At 60.5% G+C, this 15,252-nt stretch carries 17 protein-coding genes; 10 read left to right on the top strand and 7 right to left on the bottom strand.

Annotation, left to right across the window (positions count from 1 at the left end):
• The first annotated feature begins 114 nt into the window (after positions 1–114).
• Positions 115–3,570 carry a chromosome segregation SMC family protein gene (locus GOW09_RS19940; RefSeq protein WP_171120296.1) on the top strand — a complete coding sequence of 1,152 codons (3,456 nt, stop codon included), beginning with the start codon at positions 115–117 and terminating at the stop codon, positions 3,568–3,570.
• 53 nt (positions 3,571–3,623) lie between these two features.
• Positions 3,624–3,974 carry a hypothetical protein gene (locus tag GOW09_RS19935; protein WP_171120295.1) on the top strand — a complete coding sequence of 117 codons (351 nt, stop codon included), beginning with the start codon at positions 3,624–3,626 and terminating at the stop codon, positions 3,972–3,974.
• Between the two features lie 12 nt (positions 3,975–3,986).
• Here GOW09_RS19935 and GOW09_RS19930 read toward each other — a convergent pair whose 3' ends face one another.
• Genes GOW09_RS19930 through cobD form a run of 4 tightly spaced genes read right to left on the bottom strand, consistent with a single transcriptional unit; the run spans position 3,987 to position 7,781 of the window.
• Entirely contained in the window at positions 3,987–4,673 is a 687-nt protein-coding gene (locus GOW09_RS19930; protein WP_171120294.1) for a hypothetical protein, read from the bottom strand.
• Between the two features lie 49 nt (positions 4,674–4,722).
• Positions 4,723–5,886 carry a lytic murein transglycosylase gene (locus GOW09_RS19925; RefSeq protein ID WP_171120293.1) on the bottom strand — a complete coding sequence of 388 codons (1,164 nt, stop codon included), beginning with the start codon at positions 5,884–5,886 and terminating at the stop codon, positions 4,723–4,725.
• 12 nt (positions 5,887–5,898) lie between these two features.
• On the bottom strand, positions 5,899–6,819 hold the full coding sequence (cbiB, locus tag GOW09_RS19920; protein ID WP_171120292.1) for an adenosylcobinamide-phosphate synthase CbiB: 921 nt from the start codon (positions 6,817–6,819) through the stop codon (positions 5,899–5,901).
• Positions 6,816–7,781, bottom strand: a complete 966-nt coding sequence (gene cobD, locus GOW09_RS19915) for a threonine-phosphate decarboxylase CobD (protein WP_171120291.1) — start codon at positions 7,779–7,781, stop codon at positions 6,816–6,818. The genes cbiB and cobD overlap by 4 nt, the downstream gene beginning before the upstream one ends.
• Positions 7,782–7,966: 185 nt before the next feature.
• Between cobD and GOW09_RS19910 the strand changes: the two genes are divergently transcribed.
• On the top strand, positions 7,967–8,329 hold the full coding sequence (locus tag GOW09_RS19910; RefSeq protein WP_117869888.1) for a response regulator transcription factor: 363 nt from the start codon (positions 7,967–7,969) through the stop codon (positions 8,327–8,329).
• Here the strand turns inward: GOW09_RS19910 and GOW09_RS19905 are convergent.
• On the bottom strand, positions 8,311–9,300 hold the full coding sequence (locus GOW09_RS19905; RefSeq protein WP_171120289.1) for a glutathione S-transferase family protein: 990 nt from the start codon (positions 9,298–9,300) through the stop codon (positions 8,311–8,313). The two genes, GOW09_RS19910 and GOW09_RS19905, sit on opposite strands and share 19 nt — an antisense overlap.
• A gap of 212 nt (positions 9,301–9,512) precedes the next feature.
• Between GOW09_RS19905 and GOW09_RS19900 the strand changes: the two genes are divergently transcribed.
• Positions 9,513–9,866, top strand: coding sequence for a hypothetical protein (locus GOW09_RS19900; RefSeq protein WP_170344817.1), 354 nt, complete (start codon positions 9,513–9,515; stop codon positions 9,864–9,866).
• Between the two features lie 165 nt (positions 9,867–10,031).
• On the opposite strand, the gene GOW09_RS19895 is transcribed toward GOW09_RS19900, so the two are convergent.
• Positions 10,032–11,204, bottom strand: coding sequence for a MalY/PatB family protein (locus GOW09_RS19895; RefSeq protein ID WP_171120287.1), 1,173 nt, complete (start codon positions 11,202–11,204; stop codon positions 10,032–10,034).
• 94 nt (positions 11,205–11,298) lie between these two features.
• On the opposite strand from GOW09_RS19895, the gene def (GOW09_RS19890) reads away from it, so the two are divergent.
• The 6 genes from def (GOW09_RS19890) to speB are packed head-to-tail and all read left to right on the top strand — an operon-like array spanning position 11,299 to position 14,588.
• Positions 11,299–11,817 carry a peptide deformylase gene (gene def / locus GOW09_RS19890; RefSeq protein ID WP_171120285.1) on the top strand — a complete coding sequence of 173 codons (519 nt, stop codon included), beginning with the start codon at positions 11,299–11,301 and terminating at the stop codon, positions 11,815–11,817.
• Positions 11,814–12,308 (top strand): peptide deformylase, encoded by a 495-nt coding sequence (gene def, locus GOW09_RS19885; protein WP_171120283.1) that lies wholly within the window; start codon positions 11,814–11,816, stop codon positions 12,306–12,308. Before def (GOW09_RS19890) ends, def (GOW09_RS19885) begins: the two co-directional genes overlap by 4 nt.
• A 2-nt stretch (positions 12,309–12,310) precedes the next feature.
• The gene (fmt, locus tag GOW09_RS19880) at positions 12,311–13,225 is read left to right on the top strand and encodes a methionyl-tRNA formyltransferase (protein ID WP_171120281.1); all 915 of its coding nucleotides are present in this window, start codon (positions 12,311–12,313) and stop codon (positions 13,223–13,225) included.
• 6 nt (positions 13,226–13,231) lie between these two features.
• The gene (locus GOW09_RS19875) at positions 13,232–13,468 is read left to right on the top strand and encodes a hypothetical protein (protein WP_170344822.1); all 237 of its coding nucleotides are present in this window, start codon (positions 13,232–13,234) and stop codon (positions 13,466–13,468) included.
• Between the two features lies 1 nt (position 13,469).
• On the top strand, positions 13,470–13,706 hold the full coding sequence (locus tag GOW09_RS19870) for a GlsB/YeaQ/YmgE family stress response membrane protein (protein WP_171120279.1): 237 nt from the start codon (positions 13,470–13,472) through the stop codon (positions 13,704–13,706).
• A 60-nt stretch (positions 13,707–13,766) separates the two neighbouring features.
• The gene (gene speB, locus GOW09_RS19865) at positions 13,767–14,588 is read left to right on the top strand and encodes an agmatinase (RefSeq protein ID WP_152457068.1); all 822 of its coding nucleotides are present in this window, start codon (positions 13,767–13,769) and stop codon (positions 14,586–14,588) included.
• A gap of 1 nt (position 14,589) precedes the next feature.
• On the opposite strand, the gene GOW09_RS19860 is transcribed toward speB, so the two are convergent.
• A complete protein-coding gene (locus GOW09_RS19860; RefSeq protein ID WP_152457069.1) occupies positions 14,590–15,192 on the bottom strand; it encodes an alpha/beta hydrolase in 603 nt (200 codons plus the stop codon).
• Positions 15,193–15,252 lie beyond the last annotated feature (60 nt).

Genomic DNA, 15,252 nt, shown 5'->3' with positions numbered 1-15,252 from the left:
CAAGATGTTGTGGATAACTTGGGGTGATATCCCATATCCTGCGCAACTCCGTTGACTCAGACCCCATCCCTTGCGCAGACTTCCAATGCACAGGAATCATGGGGCACGCAGCCATTGCGTTTCAGCAAGCTCAAACTGACCGGCTTCAAAAGCTTTGTTGATCCGACCGATTTGATCATCGCGGACGGGTTGACCGGTGTGGTGGGCCCGAATGGTTGCGGCAAATCCAACCTTCTGGAAGCTTTGCGTTGGGTGATGGGTGAAAACCGCCCCAAATCCATGCGCGGTGGCGCGATGGAAGACGTGATCTTTGCCGGGGCCGCCACGCGACCCGCGCGCAACTTTGCCGAAGTTGTCCTGACCATGGACAACTCGGAACGTCTGGCGCCGTCGGGGTTCAACGACAGCGATCAACTGGAAATCGTTCGCCGCATCACCCGCGATGTGGGCAGTGCCTACAAGACCAATGGCAAAGACGTTCGTGCGCGCGATGTGCAGATGCTGTTTGCCGATGCTTCGACCGGTGCGCATTCGCCCGCGTTGGTCGGACAGAACCGCATTGCCGAGTTGATCAACGCCAAGCCGCGCGCCCGGCGCCGCATTCTGGAAGAGGCCGCCGGGATCTCGGGCCTGTATCAGCGTCGCCATGAGGCCGAGCTCAAGCTGAAAGGCACCGAAGCCAACCTGACCCGCGTCGATGACGTGCTGGAGCAGTTGGGCGGACAACTGGCCCAGCTTGCGCGTCAGGCCCGTCAGGCGGCCCGCTATCGTGAAATTGGCGAACAGCTGCGTCAGGCCGAGGGGATGCTGCTGTATCGACGCTGGAAAGAGGCCGACATGGCCCGCCAGCAGGCCGAAGAAAAACTGCGTGAGCGGATCACCGAAGCCTCCCGTGCCGAGGCTGAAGCCCGCGCTGCCGCCGCAAAACGTGCCGAGATCGAGGAAACCCTGCCGCCGCTGCGCGAGGAGGAGGCCATTGCCGCCGCCGTGCTGCAACGCCAGCAGGTGCAGCGCGATCAATTGTCCGATCAGGAAACCCGCGCCCGTCAAGCGATCGAGACGCTGACCAACCGAATCCAGCAGCTGGCCAACGATATCGAACGCGAAGCCGGATTGAACCGCGATGCGGTACAAATGATTGAACGGCTGGAATGGGAAGCGCGCGAACTGGCCAAGGCGGCAGAAGGTCACGATGAGAAAGTGGCCGAAGCGGCGGAAATCGCCCGCGAGGCAGCCTCGATCCTACAGGAACGCGAAGACCACCTGTCGCAGCAAACCGAAGATATGGCCCGTCTTGTCGCCCGGCACCAGTCCGCCCAGCGTCTGGTCGAAGACAGTCGCAAGACACTGGCCCGATCCGAAAGTGAAGAGGAAGAAGCCCGGAAAGCCGTGGACGAGGCCAAGACGGCCCTGATCCGCGCCAGCGAGGCGTTTGAAGACGCCCAATCGGGCGAAGAAGAAGCCCGTGAAGCGGTGGAAGCCGCCGAAGAGGCGCTTGCCGCGGCGGATGAACTGCGCAACGAAACGCAAGCGCGCGAAGCCGAGGCCCGGGCGAGACGGTCTGAGGCAGAAGGCGAGCTGGGCGCGATCCGGGCCGAAACCACGGCGCTGGCCAAGCTGGTGGAGCGCGACACGGCGGAAGGCGGTCAGGTGCTGGACCTGCTGCGCGTCGAACCCGGTTATGAAAAGGCTTTGGGTGCTGCTCTGGCCGACGATCTTCGCGCGCCGCTGGTCGAGGGTGACGGGCCATCCGGCTGGGTGCAGGTGGCTGGATATGACAGCGACCAGCCATTGCCTGAAGGGGTCGAGCCTCTGGCGCTTCATGTATCGGGCCCCGATCGTCTCAGCCGGCGCATTGCGCAGATCGGGTTGGTGGATGCGGATCAGGGCGCACGGTTGCAGGCATCGCTGAAACCCGGCCAGCGTCTGGTGTCGCGCTCGGGCGACCTGTGGCGCTGGGACGGGTTCCGGGCCTGGGCCGAAGACGCGCCAAGTGCTGCTGCTCTGCGGTTGGAGCAGCTCAACAAGCTGGAAGCACTGAAACAGGACCTTGCCCGTGCCGAAGCACAGGCTGACGGTGCCCGTGCCGCGCATGAGGCGCTGTCTCAGCAATTGGCGGACGTGACCGAGGCAGACCGGCGCGCGCGTGAGGCCCGCCGTGCTGCTGATCAGCGCATGGCCGAAACCGCGCGCGCACTGTCGCGGGCCGAGGCCGACCGCAATCTGGCCCAGGGCAAGCTGGAAACCCTGACCCTCGCCGTTGACCGCCACAAGGACGACGCCATGGCCGCCCGCGCGCAACTGCGCGACGCCGAAGGGGCTTTGGCCGGTCTGGGTGATCTCGACAGTGCCCGCGCACAGGTCGAAGACATCAAGCAGACGGTCGAGGCGGCGCGGATCACCATGCTGACCCACCGTTCGACCCATGACGAGCTGCGCCGTGAGGGGGACGCTCGCACGCGTCGTACCCAGGAGGTCGCGAAAGATCTCAGCGGGTGGCGCCACCGTTTGGAAACGGCTGAAAAGCGGATTTCCGAACTTGCCGAGCGCAAGGAAAGCTCGGAAGAAGAGCTGACGGAGGCCATGGCCGTGCCCGGCGAAATCGCCGAGGCGCGTGAGGAGCTGAACGAACAGATCGAAGCCGCAGAAGCACGGCGCGCCGAAGCCGCCGACAAATTGGCCGAAGCCGAGGCTATGCACCGTGAAATCGTTCTGGCCGAACGGGAGGCCGAGCGTCTGGCATCAGAAGCGCGCGAAAGCCGTGCCGCGGCCGAGGCGCGCTGTGACGCGGCCAAGGAAAGTGTTGTCGCGGCGGCGGAACGGATTGCCGAGGATCAGCAACTGACCCCGAACCAATTGCTGAACCAGCTGGACGTGAACCCCGACCAGATGCCAGCTGCGGACGTTCTGGAATCCGAAGTGAACCGTCACAAACGTCAGCGCGATGCGATGGGGGCCGTGAACCTGAGGGCCGAGGAAGACAGCAAGGAAGTTCAGGAAGAATTCGATACGCTCAGCAGCGAAAAAGCCGATCTGGAAGAGGCAATCAAGGCGCTGCGCAGCGGGATCGCCAGCCTCAACCGCGAAGGGCGCGAGCGGTTGCTGACCGCGTTTGAACAGGTGAATTCGAACTTTGCCATGTTGTTCAAGCATCTCTTTGGGGGCGGCGAGGCCAATCTTGTGATGGTCGAAAGTGACGACCCGCTGGATGCGGGCCTTGAGATCATGTGCCAGCCGCCTGGCAAGAAACTGTCGACTCTCAGCCTGCTGTCGGGCGGAGAACAGACCCTGACGGCGACCGCGCTGATTTTCGGCGTCTTCCTTGCCAATCCAGCTCCGATCTGCGTGCTGGACGAGGTTGATGCGCCTTTGGATGATGCAAACGTGACGCGTTTCTGTGATCTGCTGGACGAGATGTGCCGCCAGACTGACACGCGGTTCCTGATCATCACCCACCATGCGGTGACGATGGCGCGCATGGATCGCCTTTTCGGTGTCACAATGCAGGAACAGGGAGTCAGCCAACTGGTTTCGGTCGATCTGAAGAAAGCCGAACAGATGGTCGCCTGACCGCTCACTGGAAGTTTATGACGGTTGCGGCTTTATCGCGCTAACGTGAGCGCATGACGCGCTTCCTGATCCCCGCCCTCATCGCCGCCGGCCCTGTATTTGCAGCCGACTGGCCCGTCAAAACCGGGGATACGCCCCTTACAGCCGCAGAGCTTGATGCTTTGGCGGGGCAGACACTGACCTTTTACGACGACGGACAGGCCAAATTCTCGGCCGGGGGCGCCTATTCCTACACATACGCAAGCGGAGATTCTGCCTTTGGAACTTACGCGATTGCCGATGATGGCAGCGTGTGCATCGCGTACCGCAATGGGTTCAGCCGCTGTGATCTGTACGTGCGTAGCGGGGGGCGACTGATCCTGATAGACGAGAAGGGCGACCGCTATCCGGTGCGGCCGGAGTAGTGCGTACCATGATTAGTGTTCTTTCTTCGCCGCGAGAGGACGGACAAGTTCGGAAACGGCACTTTGAACGATAAGTATGTTCCGCCGCCAAGCTTTAATATTCTTAGGATCAACGTCAGGCCAATCATAGACTGAGCCATGATGATTGATGGTTACAAGTCTGATCTCTGCGAATATATCGTCAGAAACGTATAGAAGTAAGTCGCAGCCTTTTCCACCTAACTCAGCGGCCAGCGGGTTCAGCGATTCACGACATAGCAAAGCTTTATCGTCGTCTTCTTGGCCGATAAAATCTACTTGTGAATAAAGACGAGACACGGTTTGCGGGTTTTTGAGTGGGGAGTAGTTTGGATTCAATATGGCTCGCAATGATATGCCAAGCGTCCCTTCGGGCACATGAATTTCTAGTGCTTCTAGATCTTGGTGTCGCCAATAGACTGAGGTTGCATCCTCGGATAGCCAGGCAATCTTATCGTCTGACCAAGCGGGGGAGACCACAAAGCACACAGCTGTCTCTCTTGAAATCAATGGTAAATAGCCTTCTCCACAAACTGTCTCAGTTGAGGGCCTGTCAGAGTTGCCTTGTTCTGGTTTGTCGATCTTGCGCAATGGCAAGATGAAAGGGACAATAAGAAGCAATACAATTGAAATCACGGTAGCGCGTCGAAATTTTGAGCGATTGCTGGAGAGCTTTGGCATCATGACCGCAAGTTGAAGACTTCTGCTAAATGCAAGACTTAGTAAGACACTATAATTGTCCTAGCAACTCCACCGTCGGCCATGCATCCGCAGGCAATCCCAATCTCACCTGTTCGGCCCGCACTGCGGCGCGGGTACCGGCACCCAGAATCCCGTCGATCTTGCCCACATCATATCCTTTGGCTTGCAGCTTGGTTTGCAATTGCTTCATCTGCGCGCCGCTCAGGCCCGGCGTGGGGTTGCCAGCATCATAAATTTGTGCCCCTTCCAGACGTGTCCCGAAATAGGCGGCAGTCAATACATAGACAAAGCTCTGGTTCCATTCGAAATAGACGTCGAAATTCGGATAGGCCAGAAAGGCCGGGCCCTTGTGCCCCTGGGGCAGGATCAGCGAGGCAGGCAGGTTTGCCAGCGACCCGCTGCGTGCCTGAACGCCCATGGCCTGCCAATCGGCCACCGACCGGGGCTTGCCGGGGCCGGACAGAGACCAGTCCATCTGCGCGGGCACCGCGACCTCTTGCAGCCACGGTTCGCCTGCGCGCCAGCCCAGATGCGACAGCATCTTGGCCCCGGACATCAGCGCATCGGGGGCCGAGGTTTTCAGGCGGACATGCCCGTCGCCGTCACCATCGACACCGTTTTCCAGAATGTCCCGCGGCAGCATCTGGACCATACCGATTTCCCCGGCCCACGCGCCCGTTGTGCGGGCCGGGTCGAAATCACCATTCTGATAAAGTTCGATGGCCGCGAAGATTTGAGGGCGGAACAGGTCGGGGCGACGGCAGTCATGGGCCAAAGTCACCAGTGCATTGCGGGTGTTGAAGTCGCCCTGAAAGGATCCGTAGTCGGTCTCGAACGCCCAGAAGGCCAGCAACACCCCGCGTGAGATGCCGTATTGCTTTTCGATCCGGTCAAACACCGCGTCATATTTGCGCGACATCGCCTGCCCGCGTTCGATCCGATTGGCCGAGATCAGCCGCCGGGAAAACTCGATAAAGGGTTTCTGAAACACCCCCTGCGCCCGATCGGCCTTCAGCACGGCGCTGTCCTGCTGCACGCCTTTGAAAAATGCGTTCACGGTGGATTTGTCAAAGCCTTGCTGCACGGCCTCGGCCTTTAGCCCTTTGACAAAGGAATTGAAGCCACCACCACATTGGGCCAGGGCAGGTTGGGCAAACAAGGTGGCGGCGATCAGGCCGGAAAGAAAACGCATGACAAATGTCCGTCAGTAAATCAGGTCGATCCCAACCGACACCGACACGAGCCCAAGCGCAAGCCCCCAAACACGCCACAACATGCGACATGCGCGGAAAATGTCCAAAGCTCCGATCTCGCGCTGAGCGTTGCCATTGACCCATGCCAGATCCCGCACCTTGCCGTCATAGCTGCGCGGCCCGGCTAGGGCGACGTTCAGCGCGCGGGCCATGGCGGCCTCGGGCCAGCCCGCATTGGGCGAGATGTGACGGTGCGCATCTGCCAAGATTTCGCGCCAGCGCGACCACTGGCCCGACAGCGCCACGATCATCACGCAGGTCAGGCGGGCTGGGATCAGGTTCAGCAGGTCGTCGAACCGTGCCGAAGCCCAGCCAAACGCGCGGTACGTTTCGTTGCGATATCCGATCATGCTGTCGGCCGTGTTCACCGCCTTATAGACCAGCAGCCCCGGCAACCCGGCAATCAGAAACCAGAAAGCAGGCGCGATGACGCCGTCGCTGAGGTTCTCAGCGGCGCTTTCGATGGCCGAGCGTGCCACCTGTGCCTCGGTCATGTCCCGTGTATCGCGTGAGACGATCATGGCCACCCGTGCCCGCCCCTCTGACAGCGAGGCCATCAGCCCTTCGCCCACGGCGCGCACATGGGTGACCAACGATTTTTGCGCCAACAGGATCGCGCAGACCAGGATTTCAGCCACCGGCCCCAACAGGGACAAACCCCAGCCAAGCGCCCCAGCGCCGCAAACCAGCAGGACAAGCACACCCACCCCTTTTGAACGGCGCTGGGCCCCGTGGTTCAGGCGTGTATCCAGCCAGCCGATCAGGTTGCCGATCATCACCGCCGGATGCCTGACGCGCGACCAGAGCCAGTCGGGTTCCCCCAGTGCTGCGTCCAGACACATGGCACAGACCAGCATCAGGCCAGGGCTCACAGGGCCGCCTCCAACCTGTTCCATCCATCCTCGGGCGGGAGCCCAAGGCGCAGATAGGTTTCAGAATAGGGGAAGATGCGGCTCCAGATATGGGACCGTGCCAGACGACCTTGCCAATGGGCGGCGTTGTCGACCTGATAAAGTCGGAACAGGCTGGTGCCGCCGATCACCTTGGCCCCCTTTCTTGTGACCAGCGCATCCAGCCTTGAGGCCTCGTCAGCCAAACGCGCACGCGTGGCGTCCGCCCAACGGTTGTCCATCAAAGCCTGTGTGCCGACCCGCAAGGCCGGACCTGATACCGACCAAGGGCCGGTCAGATCGTTCAACCGGCTAATCATATCCGGCCGTCCGATGGCAAACCCCAGCCTTACCCCGGCCAGCCCCCAGAATTTGCCAAAACTCTTCAGCACGATCACGCCGGGGCGGTCTGCAAGATGGATCAAGGACTTGTCCGGCATGACGTCGCAAAAGCTTTCGTCAATCACGGTAAGTGGTGCCGATACGTCGCTTTCCTGCCAGATACGCCCGTCCGGGTTGTTCGGATGTACGATCACGCGGGCGTCGCTGGGCGCGTCTTGCCGTATCTTCCACCCCTGCGCCGAAAAGGCGGCGGCGTGTTCGTTATAGGTGGGTGGCGTGATCTGTACCGTACCCGTCGCGGCCAGAGCCGGCAGACGCGCGATGATCGCCGACGCTCCGGGCGCGGGCAGGATCGCGGCACGCTGCGGCACGTTCCAGAACCGGCGCGCGGCATCGCTGAGCCGTTCAAACGCCCCGTGATCCGGCAATTCGGCCCAATCCCCGGCCGTCAGGCCGGACACGGGATAGGCATGAGGATTGATGCCGGTGGACAGATCGATCCAGTCGGTGCGTTGCCCGCCATATTTGACAATCGCCTTGTCCAACCCGCCGCCATGGTCACGAACCGCGCGTGGATCCAGATCTTCGTCCAAAGTGTTCATCTGCTCTCTCTGCGAGAAATTACCGCTTTTGGACCGCTTCAAGCGGATTTTCGCCTCTTACACAAGCAAATCCGCCTGTTCACGGGCCTGTGGGGCTGCTGTTAACACTTTGTTAAGGAAATAACGAGATCACGGACCACGGGGGTCGGCACCACTCACCATACCAAGTGCCGAGGTTGTTGCAAATGAAAGTTCTGATTGTTGAGAGTAATCCCGACCTTGGTCGGGTCTGGAAAAGGCATCTGGAACGGCAGGGCGCCGAGGTCACGCTGGTCGAGACGCAGGAAGCCGCCATTCTGGCGCTGTACGGCACGGATTTCGAAATCATCGTGCTGGATCTGGTCCTGGAAACCGGAAGTGCATTGGCCGTGGCCGATTTTGCAAGCTATCGCCGCCCCCAGGCGCGGGTGATCTTTGTCACTAACACCACTTTCTTCTCGGATGGATCGATATTTGCCCACAGCCCGAACGCCTGTGCTTATGTGCAAAGCGAAACACCGCCAGAGGATCTGGCGGCGATGGTCGAGCATTACGCCGCAGGGCGCTGATCGCGGCGGTGCGGTTCTGTGTAATCCAGCACCGGGTTCACCGGAATGATCCGGTGCGGATTGATGCTGTCATGGCTGTAGTGATAGTGGCGCACGATATGGTTCATGTTCACCGTGGGTGCCACCCCGGGCCATTGGTACAGTTCACGCGTATAGGCCCATAGGTTCGGGTAATCGATCAGGCGCCGCTTGTTGCATTTGAAGTGCAGATGATAGACCGGATCAAAGCGGATCAGCGTCGTAAACAGCCGCCAGTCAGCCTCGGTGATCCGATCCCCCATCAGGTAACGGTTCCGGGCCAGACGATCTTCCAGCCAGTCCAGCGTGTCGAACAACGGGCCCACGGCGGCGTCATAGGCCGCTTGCGAGGTGGCAAAGCCGGACTTGTAGACGCCGTTGTTGACGTCTGAATAGATGCGCGCGTTGACCTCTTCGATTTCATCGCGCATCGCTTCGGGCCAGTAATCATCGGTATTGCCGGTGATCCCGTTGAAGGCCGAATTGAACATGCGGATGATTTCCGAGCTTTCGTTCGACACGATGGTTTCCTGCCGCTTGTCCCACAGGATCGGCACGGTCACGCGACCCGAATAGGCTGGATCGGCTTTGGTATAGATCTGGTGCGCAAAGCCCAGCCCATAAAGGTCGTCTCCTGTCGCGCCGTGAGCGTCTGTTTCAAAGGTCCAACCCTGATCCAGCATGTCCGGATGCACGACCGACACCGAGATCAGATCGCTCAGCCCTTTCAACTCGCGAAAAATCAGCGTGCGATGGGCCCAGGGGCAGGCATAGCTGACGTACAGGTGATAGCGCCCGGGTTCTGCTTTGAACCCGCCTTTGCCTGATGGCCCCGCCTTGCCGTCAGCGGTCAACCAATTGCGAAACTGCGCGGCGCTGCGCTTGAATGCACCACCCGTGGATTTGGTATCATACCAGGTATCTTGCCATTTTCCGTCGACCAGCAGGCCCATGTCTTTTCCTCCGCATGTGCGTTTCGAAAACATAGGGCCAGGGCTTGCATCTTCCTATGCGAGCGCCCGCGCAAATGCTCTGCATCCGCGCACAGTCGAGTTCGGGATTTCTGTGCAACAAACCTCGGCCGGATCGTGTTTCTGTGACGTGGTTCACTGGATTTTTACAACTTATCCCGCACAATAGAAGTCATTCACGGGGGAACGGATTAATGAGTACCTATGTTTCAAAGGAAATACGCGCCGAGTTGGACGCGGCCCGAATCGCCACATTGAAAAAAGCCAGCCGTTTACGGGTGGAGATGGGCGACAATACCTACAAAATACTCAAATTGTGGAAAGACGGTTTTACGGTTGAAGCGGAAACCACGCCGCGCTTGCGCGGGCTTGTTGATATCTTTGACGGGGCCAACCACCTCTATCAATGCCTCATCGTCGCGGATGAGGATGAAGGCGGTGAGATGCGGTATGAATTCAAACGCAGCACGGCCGCCCATGACAGCGCGCCGCTTGACTTTTACCGCGCGCCCGATGCGCCGATCGCCCTGCTGGGGCATGACGACTAGGGGCGAATTTCAACTGGTATTCCCATTTGGCCCAGGGTTTGGTCGATGCCAAAGGCCAGCGGTGCCAGCCTAATGGCAGGCACGCGCGGCCCAAAGCGGCCTCAACCAAGGCAACCGGCACCTGTGAAAACAGGGCAAGGTTTGCAAGCCCCGGCCGGCACGTACTTATTGCAGATCCCCGAAAGCACGTTTCAGCCGCAGGCAAGCATCCTCGACCCGCGCCCGTTGCGTGGCGAGGTTGAACCGTTCAAACGTTTCTCCTCCAGTGCCGAAACCCGGACCTGACGATGTCGCGATCCGCGCGTCCTCGCGCAACCGGCGGACAAATTCAGCGTGATCCATGCCGGTGCCCGAGAAATCGACCCAGGCCAGATAGGTCGCCTGCAAGGGCATCGACCAGAGCCCCGGAATCTCGGTGATTGTCTGATCGAACAGACGCCTGTTTCCCTCCAGATGCGCGATCTGGGCATCTACCCATTCGGCCCCTTCGGGGCTGTACGCGGCGGTGATCATCGCCACGCCCAACGCGCCGGGATCGTAGTCCAATGTTTGCAGCCGTTGCTTCATGGCCGCGCGAAGTTTGGGATCGGGAATGATCATGTTGCCGGTCCGCTGCCCGGCGATGTTGAAGGTCTTCGACGCCGCAGTCAGCGTCACGGTCCACGGACGTGCATCCGGGGCTGCCACGTCCATCGGCACAAATTTGGCGCCGGGATAGACCAGATCGTGGTGAATCTCGTCCGATACCAGTATTAAACCGTTCCGTTCGGCAAACGCAGCCACGGCCTGCAACTCGTCGGGCGTCCAGACACGACCCGACGGGTTTTGCGGCGAACACCACAGTAGCATCTTCTCGGACCCGTCCAACCGGGACTGGGCGTCGTCCAGATCCAGGCCGTAACTTTCCCCGTCCCGCACCAAAGGGCATTCCACGACCCGGCGGCCCGATTTGTTCACCTTGTGGGCAAACTCATGGTAAACGGGGGTGAAGATCACGATGCCATCACCGGGATCGGTCCAGACATCCAGCGACAGGGCGATTGCATTGCCCAAGCCCTGGGTCGTCAGAATCCAATCCGTGTCGATTTCCCAATCATGGCGGGTTTTCATCCACCATTGAACCGAGGCCAGATAGTCCGGGTGCATCCATGAATAGCCGAACACGCCGTGATCTGCGGCCTTGCGCACGGCCTCGATCACGCAGGGTGCCGTCTGGTAATCGGAATCGGCCGTCCACATGGCCAGACCGTCCTCGGGCGAGACGCCATACAGCATCTCCATCTTGTCCCATTTTGAACTGTTGGTGCCCCGGCGGTCGATCAGGTCGTTGAAAGTCATGTCTGCTCCATTTTCTCGACCGAAAGCTAACCGCAAATCGGGCGGGTGCAAGGGGGGCGTTGCGGCGCGGGGCGGGATGGCCTAAATCAGCCTCATGAAACGCACTATCCTGATCCATCCCGATCCCCGCCTGAAAAAGGTCTGCGCGCCCGTATCCGACCTGACGGACGAGCTGCGCACGCTGGCTGACGACATGCTGGAAACCATGTATGACGCGCCCGGGATTGGCCTCGCCGCGCCGCAGATCGGTGTGCTGGAACGGTTGATCGTGCTGGATTGCATCAAGGAAGAAGGCGAAACACCGCGCCCGCTGATCATGTTCAACCCTCAGGTCATCGCCTCTTCCGAGGAAACCAATGTATACGAGGAAGGATGCCTGTCGATCCCGGATCAATATGCCGAAGTGACCCGCCCCAAGGTGGTCGATGTCACCTGGATGGACGAGAAGGGAAACCTGCGACAGGAGACGTTCGACGGGCTTTGGGCCACTTGCGTGCAGCATGAAATCGACCATCTGAACGGCAAGCTGTTCATTGATTACCTAAAACCGCTGAAACGGCAGATGATTACCCGCAAGATGCAAAAGCTCAAACGTGAACGGGCGCGCGCATGACCGTCCGCACCTGTCTGCCCTGGCCCGACAAACGCTTGCGCACAAAGGCGGATGAGGTGACTGAAATCACCGATGACATTCGCCGGATTTGGCAGGACATGATCGATACGATGGAGGCCATGCCCGGTGTCGGTCTGGCCGCGCCGCAGATCGGAGTGATGTTGCGTCTGGCCGTGGTCGATGGGTCGGCCGAGCGGGGCAAGGCCGTGCGTCTGGCGAACCCGGAAATCCTGCACAGCTCGATCGAACTGCGTGAACATGAAGAGGCCAGTCCGAACCTGCCGGGCGTGTCGGCCAAGGTAAAACGCCCACGCGCGGTGACTGTCAAATTCCTGAACGAGCAGGGCGTGGTGGACCGTCGCGATTTTGTCGGCATCGAGGCCACCAGTGTCCAGCACCAGATCGACCATCTGAATGGCCGGATGTATTTTGACCGGCTCAGCAAGGTCAAACGCGACATGCTGCTGCGCAAAGCCAAGAAACAGGGTTAAAGATGCGCGTTGTTTTCATGGGAACCCCGGACTTCTCGATGCCGGTTCTGGATGCGCTGGTCGAGGCCGGGCATGAGATCGCCGCCGTCTATTGCCAGCCCCCGCGCCCGGCGGGGCGGGGTAAGAAGGATCGCCCGACACCGGTCCACGCGCGTGCCCAGGCGCTGGGTCTGGACGTGCGTCACCCAACCTCGCTGAAACCGGCCGAGGAACAGGACAGTTTTGCGGCACTGAACGCGGATGTGGCGGTGGTTGTGGCTTATGGGCTGATCCTGCCCCAGCCCATCCTCGATGCGCCGGCTCATGGCTGCCTGAACATTCATGCCAGCCTCTTGCCGCGCTGGCGCGGGGCAGCTCCGATCCACCGCGCGATCATGGCGGGTGATGCGCAAACCGGCGTCTGTATCATGCAAATGGAGGCGGGCCTTGATACCGGCCCCGTTCTGTTGCGGCAGGCCACCGATATCGGGCCCGAGGAAACCACCGCGGAACTGCATGACCGGCTCTCGGCGATGGGCGCGGCCTTGATCGTTGAGGCGTTGGCAAAGCTGCCCGGCCTGACCCCTGATCCGCAGCCCGAGATTGGTGTCACCTATGCCGCCAAGATCGACAAGTCCGAGGCCCGCGTGGACTGGTCGCGCCCCGCGGTCGAGGTCGATCGGCAGGTCCGCGGCCTGTCGCCCTTTCCCGGGGCCTGGACCGAGATCGACGGCAACCGGGTAAAACTCCTCGCTTCGCGTCTGGCCGAAGGGCAGGGCGCGCCGGGCGAAGTTCTGAATGACGATCTGTATGTGGCTTGCGGGCAGGGCGCCATAGAACTGCTGCGCTTGCAAAGGGCGGGCAAAGGCGCGCAGGATAAGGAAACGTTCCTGCGGGGCTGGCCAATCCCGATCGGCACCCGGATGTCTTCGGAGTAAAGCCATATGTTCATGGTGATGATGGGCACTGTCGTGATTGCCGGGATCGTCGGGTATCTGTCCGAACAGACCGGTTTCACCCATAACGGCTATTTGCAATCCATCATCATCTGTGTGGGCGGGGCGTTCCTGTTCTATTTCGTCCGCATCATGTTCGGCATCAGCTTTGGTCCTCCGGGGCTGGATGCGGTGATTTCCTCTGTTGGTGCCTTGATCATCGTGCCGACCCACTGGAGGAAGTGACATGCCAATCGTCGCCCTGATCATCATCGGTGCAGCGGCAGGGTTTCTGGCCACCCGCCTGATGCGGATCGAGGCGGATATCCCGACGACCATGCTGATCGGTATCGCAGGCGCCCTGATCGGAGGGATGCTGCTGCGGTTTCTTGTAACCGTTATGGGGTGGCTGTCTGGTTTTGTCGGGGCGGTTCTGGGTGCGTTGCTGGTGATTTGGATCTGGCAGACCTACCTGCGCCGTTAACCCCTTGACCCGGCGTCTTTCCTCCGTCCAGATCGCCTTCAACGAAAAAGGGGAATGATGATGCCGCATGATTTGAAGCCGGGTGATGTCGCTCTGATGGGCGTTCCTTTGGATCTGCATTCCTCGTTCCTGCAAGGGCCGGCCTTCGCCCCCGGACGCATCCGCGAGGCGCTGCATTCCGGTGCCGCCAACCTGACGGCCGAGGATGGCACCGATCTGGGTGCAAGCGCCAAATTCAGGGATACCGGCGATCTGGATGTGTTCGAAATGCGCGGGCAGGAACCGATTGACCGGATCGAGGCCGAAGCGGCGAAACGGATCGCAACCGGCGCGCGCCTGTTGTCTCTGGGCGGCGACCATTCGGTGGCCTATCCGCTGATCAAGGCCCATGCGGATCGGTACGAAGGGCTGAACATCCTGCATATCGACAGCCACCCTGATCTGTACGACACGCAGGATATCGGACCGCTCGGCCATGGCTGCCCCTTTGCCCGAGTGATGGAGACCTGCCCGGTCAAGCGTCTGGTGCAGGTCGGCATCCGCACCATGAACGCCCATCAGCGCGAACAGGCCGATAAGTTCGGGGTCGAGGTGATCGACATGCGCAACTGGCGCCCCGACTTGCAGATTTCATTCGATGGCCCGGTCTACCTGTCCCTTGATCTGGATGCGCTGGACCCGGCCTTTGCGCCGGGCGTCTCGCACCATGAACCCGGTGGGCTGAGCACGCGCGAGGTTATCGACCTGATCCACCGGTTCAAAGGTCAGCTGGTCGGAGCGGATATCGTCGAGCTCAACCCGCATCGCGACCCCTATGGCATGACGGCGATGGTGGCCGCGAAATTCGTCAAGGAAATCGGCGCGCGCTTGCTGAACGGCTGACTTACCGTTCGTCGCACACCGTCGCAGACCCAAGTGCCGGAGCACCCCTGGTGGACAAATCGAACCGGTTCGCCTCGGCAGTGGTCATCCAGTGCATACTGTCGGCCGGGGCTGCGAACAGGGTGTACCAGTAAAACTCCTCGTCCACGCCGATATCCTTGAAATAGTCCAGGTATCGGTCATGTTCTGGATCGTCCTCGGGCAAGTCGGTCGCCACCAGACCCGACCCGGCCCAGCTGTGGACACCGACACAGGCCCCCGGTTGCAGCACGCGGCGGTTTCCGGCCAGGAACAAGTCGGTGCCACCGCTGGCCACCAGCCCGTTCGATGGAACAACGGTATCGAACCCGGCCCTGTGCACTTCGCGGGCGAAGATGACATTGGCGTCATCATCAACCGATCCTTCAATGTATTGCAGAACCAGAGTGCGGGCTTCGGGGTTTTGGGCTGTCACTTCCTCAAAGGCAGACAGCGTTGTCTCGTCAATCGTGCCCGAGGCGATGATCTGGTCGCCCTGCGCAACAAAACTGACAGGGGTGTAATACGCGCCGCATGAGGCGAGCAGGGCCAGGCAGGCTGTGATGGATGCAAGTCTAAGTGTCACGTTGGCCTCCGGGCTGTGCTTTCAAAAGGGGTAACAGCATGCCGCTTTGGCGTCCACTGT

It is taken from the genome of Ruegeria sp. HKCCA5463, assembly GCF_013034175.1.
In the GTDB taxonomy this organism is placed as follows: domain Bacteria; phylum Pseudomonadota; class Alphaproteobacteria; order Rhodobacterales; family Rhodobacteraceae; genus Ruegeria.
This window is presented reverse-complemented; position numbering and strand designations above follow the sequence as displayed.

What these genes read in the sequence shown, in the direction of transcription:
- GOW09_RS19935 (WP_171120295.1), top strand. Translation starts at nt 3,624, where the DNA reads ATGACGCGCTTCCTGATCCCCGCCCTCATCGCCGCCGGCCCTGTATTT.
- GOW09_RS19930 (WP_171120294.1), bottom strand. Translation starts at nt 4,673, where the DNA reads ATGCCAAAGCTCTCCAGCAATCGCTCAAAATTTCGACGCGCTACCGTG.
- GOW09_RS19925 (WP_171120293.1), bottom strand. Translation starts at nt 5,886, where the DNA reads ATGCGTTTTCTTTCCGGCCTGATCGCCGCCACCTTGTTTGCCCAACCT.
- cobD (WP_171120291.1), bottom strand. Translation starts at nt 7,781, where the DNA reads ATGAACACTTTGGACGAAGATCTGGATCCACGCGCGGTTCGTGACCAT.
- GOW09_RS19910 (WP_117869888.1), top strand. Translation starts at nt 7,967, where the DNA reads ATGAAAGTTCTGATTGTTGAGAGTAATCCCGACCTTGGTCGGGTCTGG.
- GOW09_RS19905 (WP_171120289.1), bottom strand. Translation starts at nt 9,300, where the DNA reads ATGGGCCTGCTGGTCGACGGAAAATGGCAAGATACCTGGTATGATACC.
- GOW09_RS19900 (WP_170344817.1), top strand. Translation starts at nt 9,513, where the DNA reads ATGAGTACCTATGTTTCAAAGGAAATACGCGCCGAGTTGGACGCGGCC.
- GOW09_RS19895 (WP_171120287.1), bottom strand. Translation starts at nt 11,204, where the DNA reads ATGACTTTCAACGACCTGATCGACCGCCGGGGCACCAACAGTTCAAAA.
- def (WP_171120285.1), top strand. Translation starts at nt 11,299, where the DNA reads ATGAAACGCACTATCCTGATCCATCCCGATCCCCGCCTGAAAAAGGTC.
- def (WP_171120283.1), top strand. Translation starts at nt 11,814, where the DNA reads ATGACCGTCCGCACCTGTCTGCCCTGGCCCGACAAACGCTTGCGCACA.
- fmt (WP_171120281.1), top strand. Translation starts at nt 12,311, where the DNA reads ATGCGCGTTGTTTTCATGGGAACCCCGGACTTCTCGATGCCGGTTCTG.
- GOW09_RS19875 (WP_170344822.1), top strand. Translation starts at nt 13,232, where the DNA reads ATGTTCATGGTGATGATGGGCACTGTCGTGATTGCCGGGATCGTCGGG.
- GOW09_RS19870 (WP_171120279.1), top strand. Translation starts at nt 13,470, where the DNA reads ATGCCAATCGTCGCCCTGATCATCATCGGTGCAGCGGCAGGGTTTCTG.
- speB (WP_152457068.1), top strand. Translation starts at nt 13,767, where the DNA reads ATGCCGCATGATTTGAAGCCGGGTGATGTCGCTCTGATGGGCGTTCCT.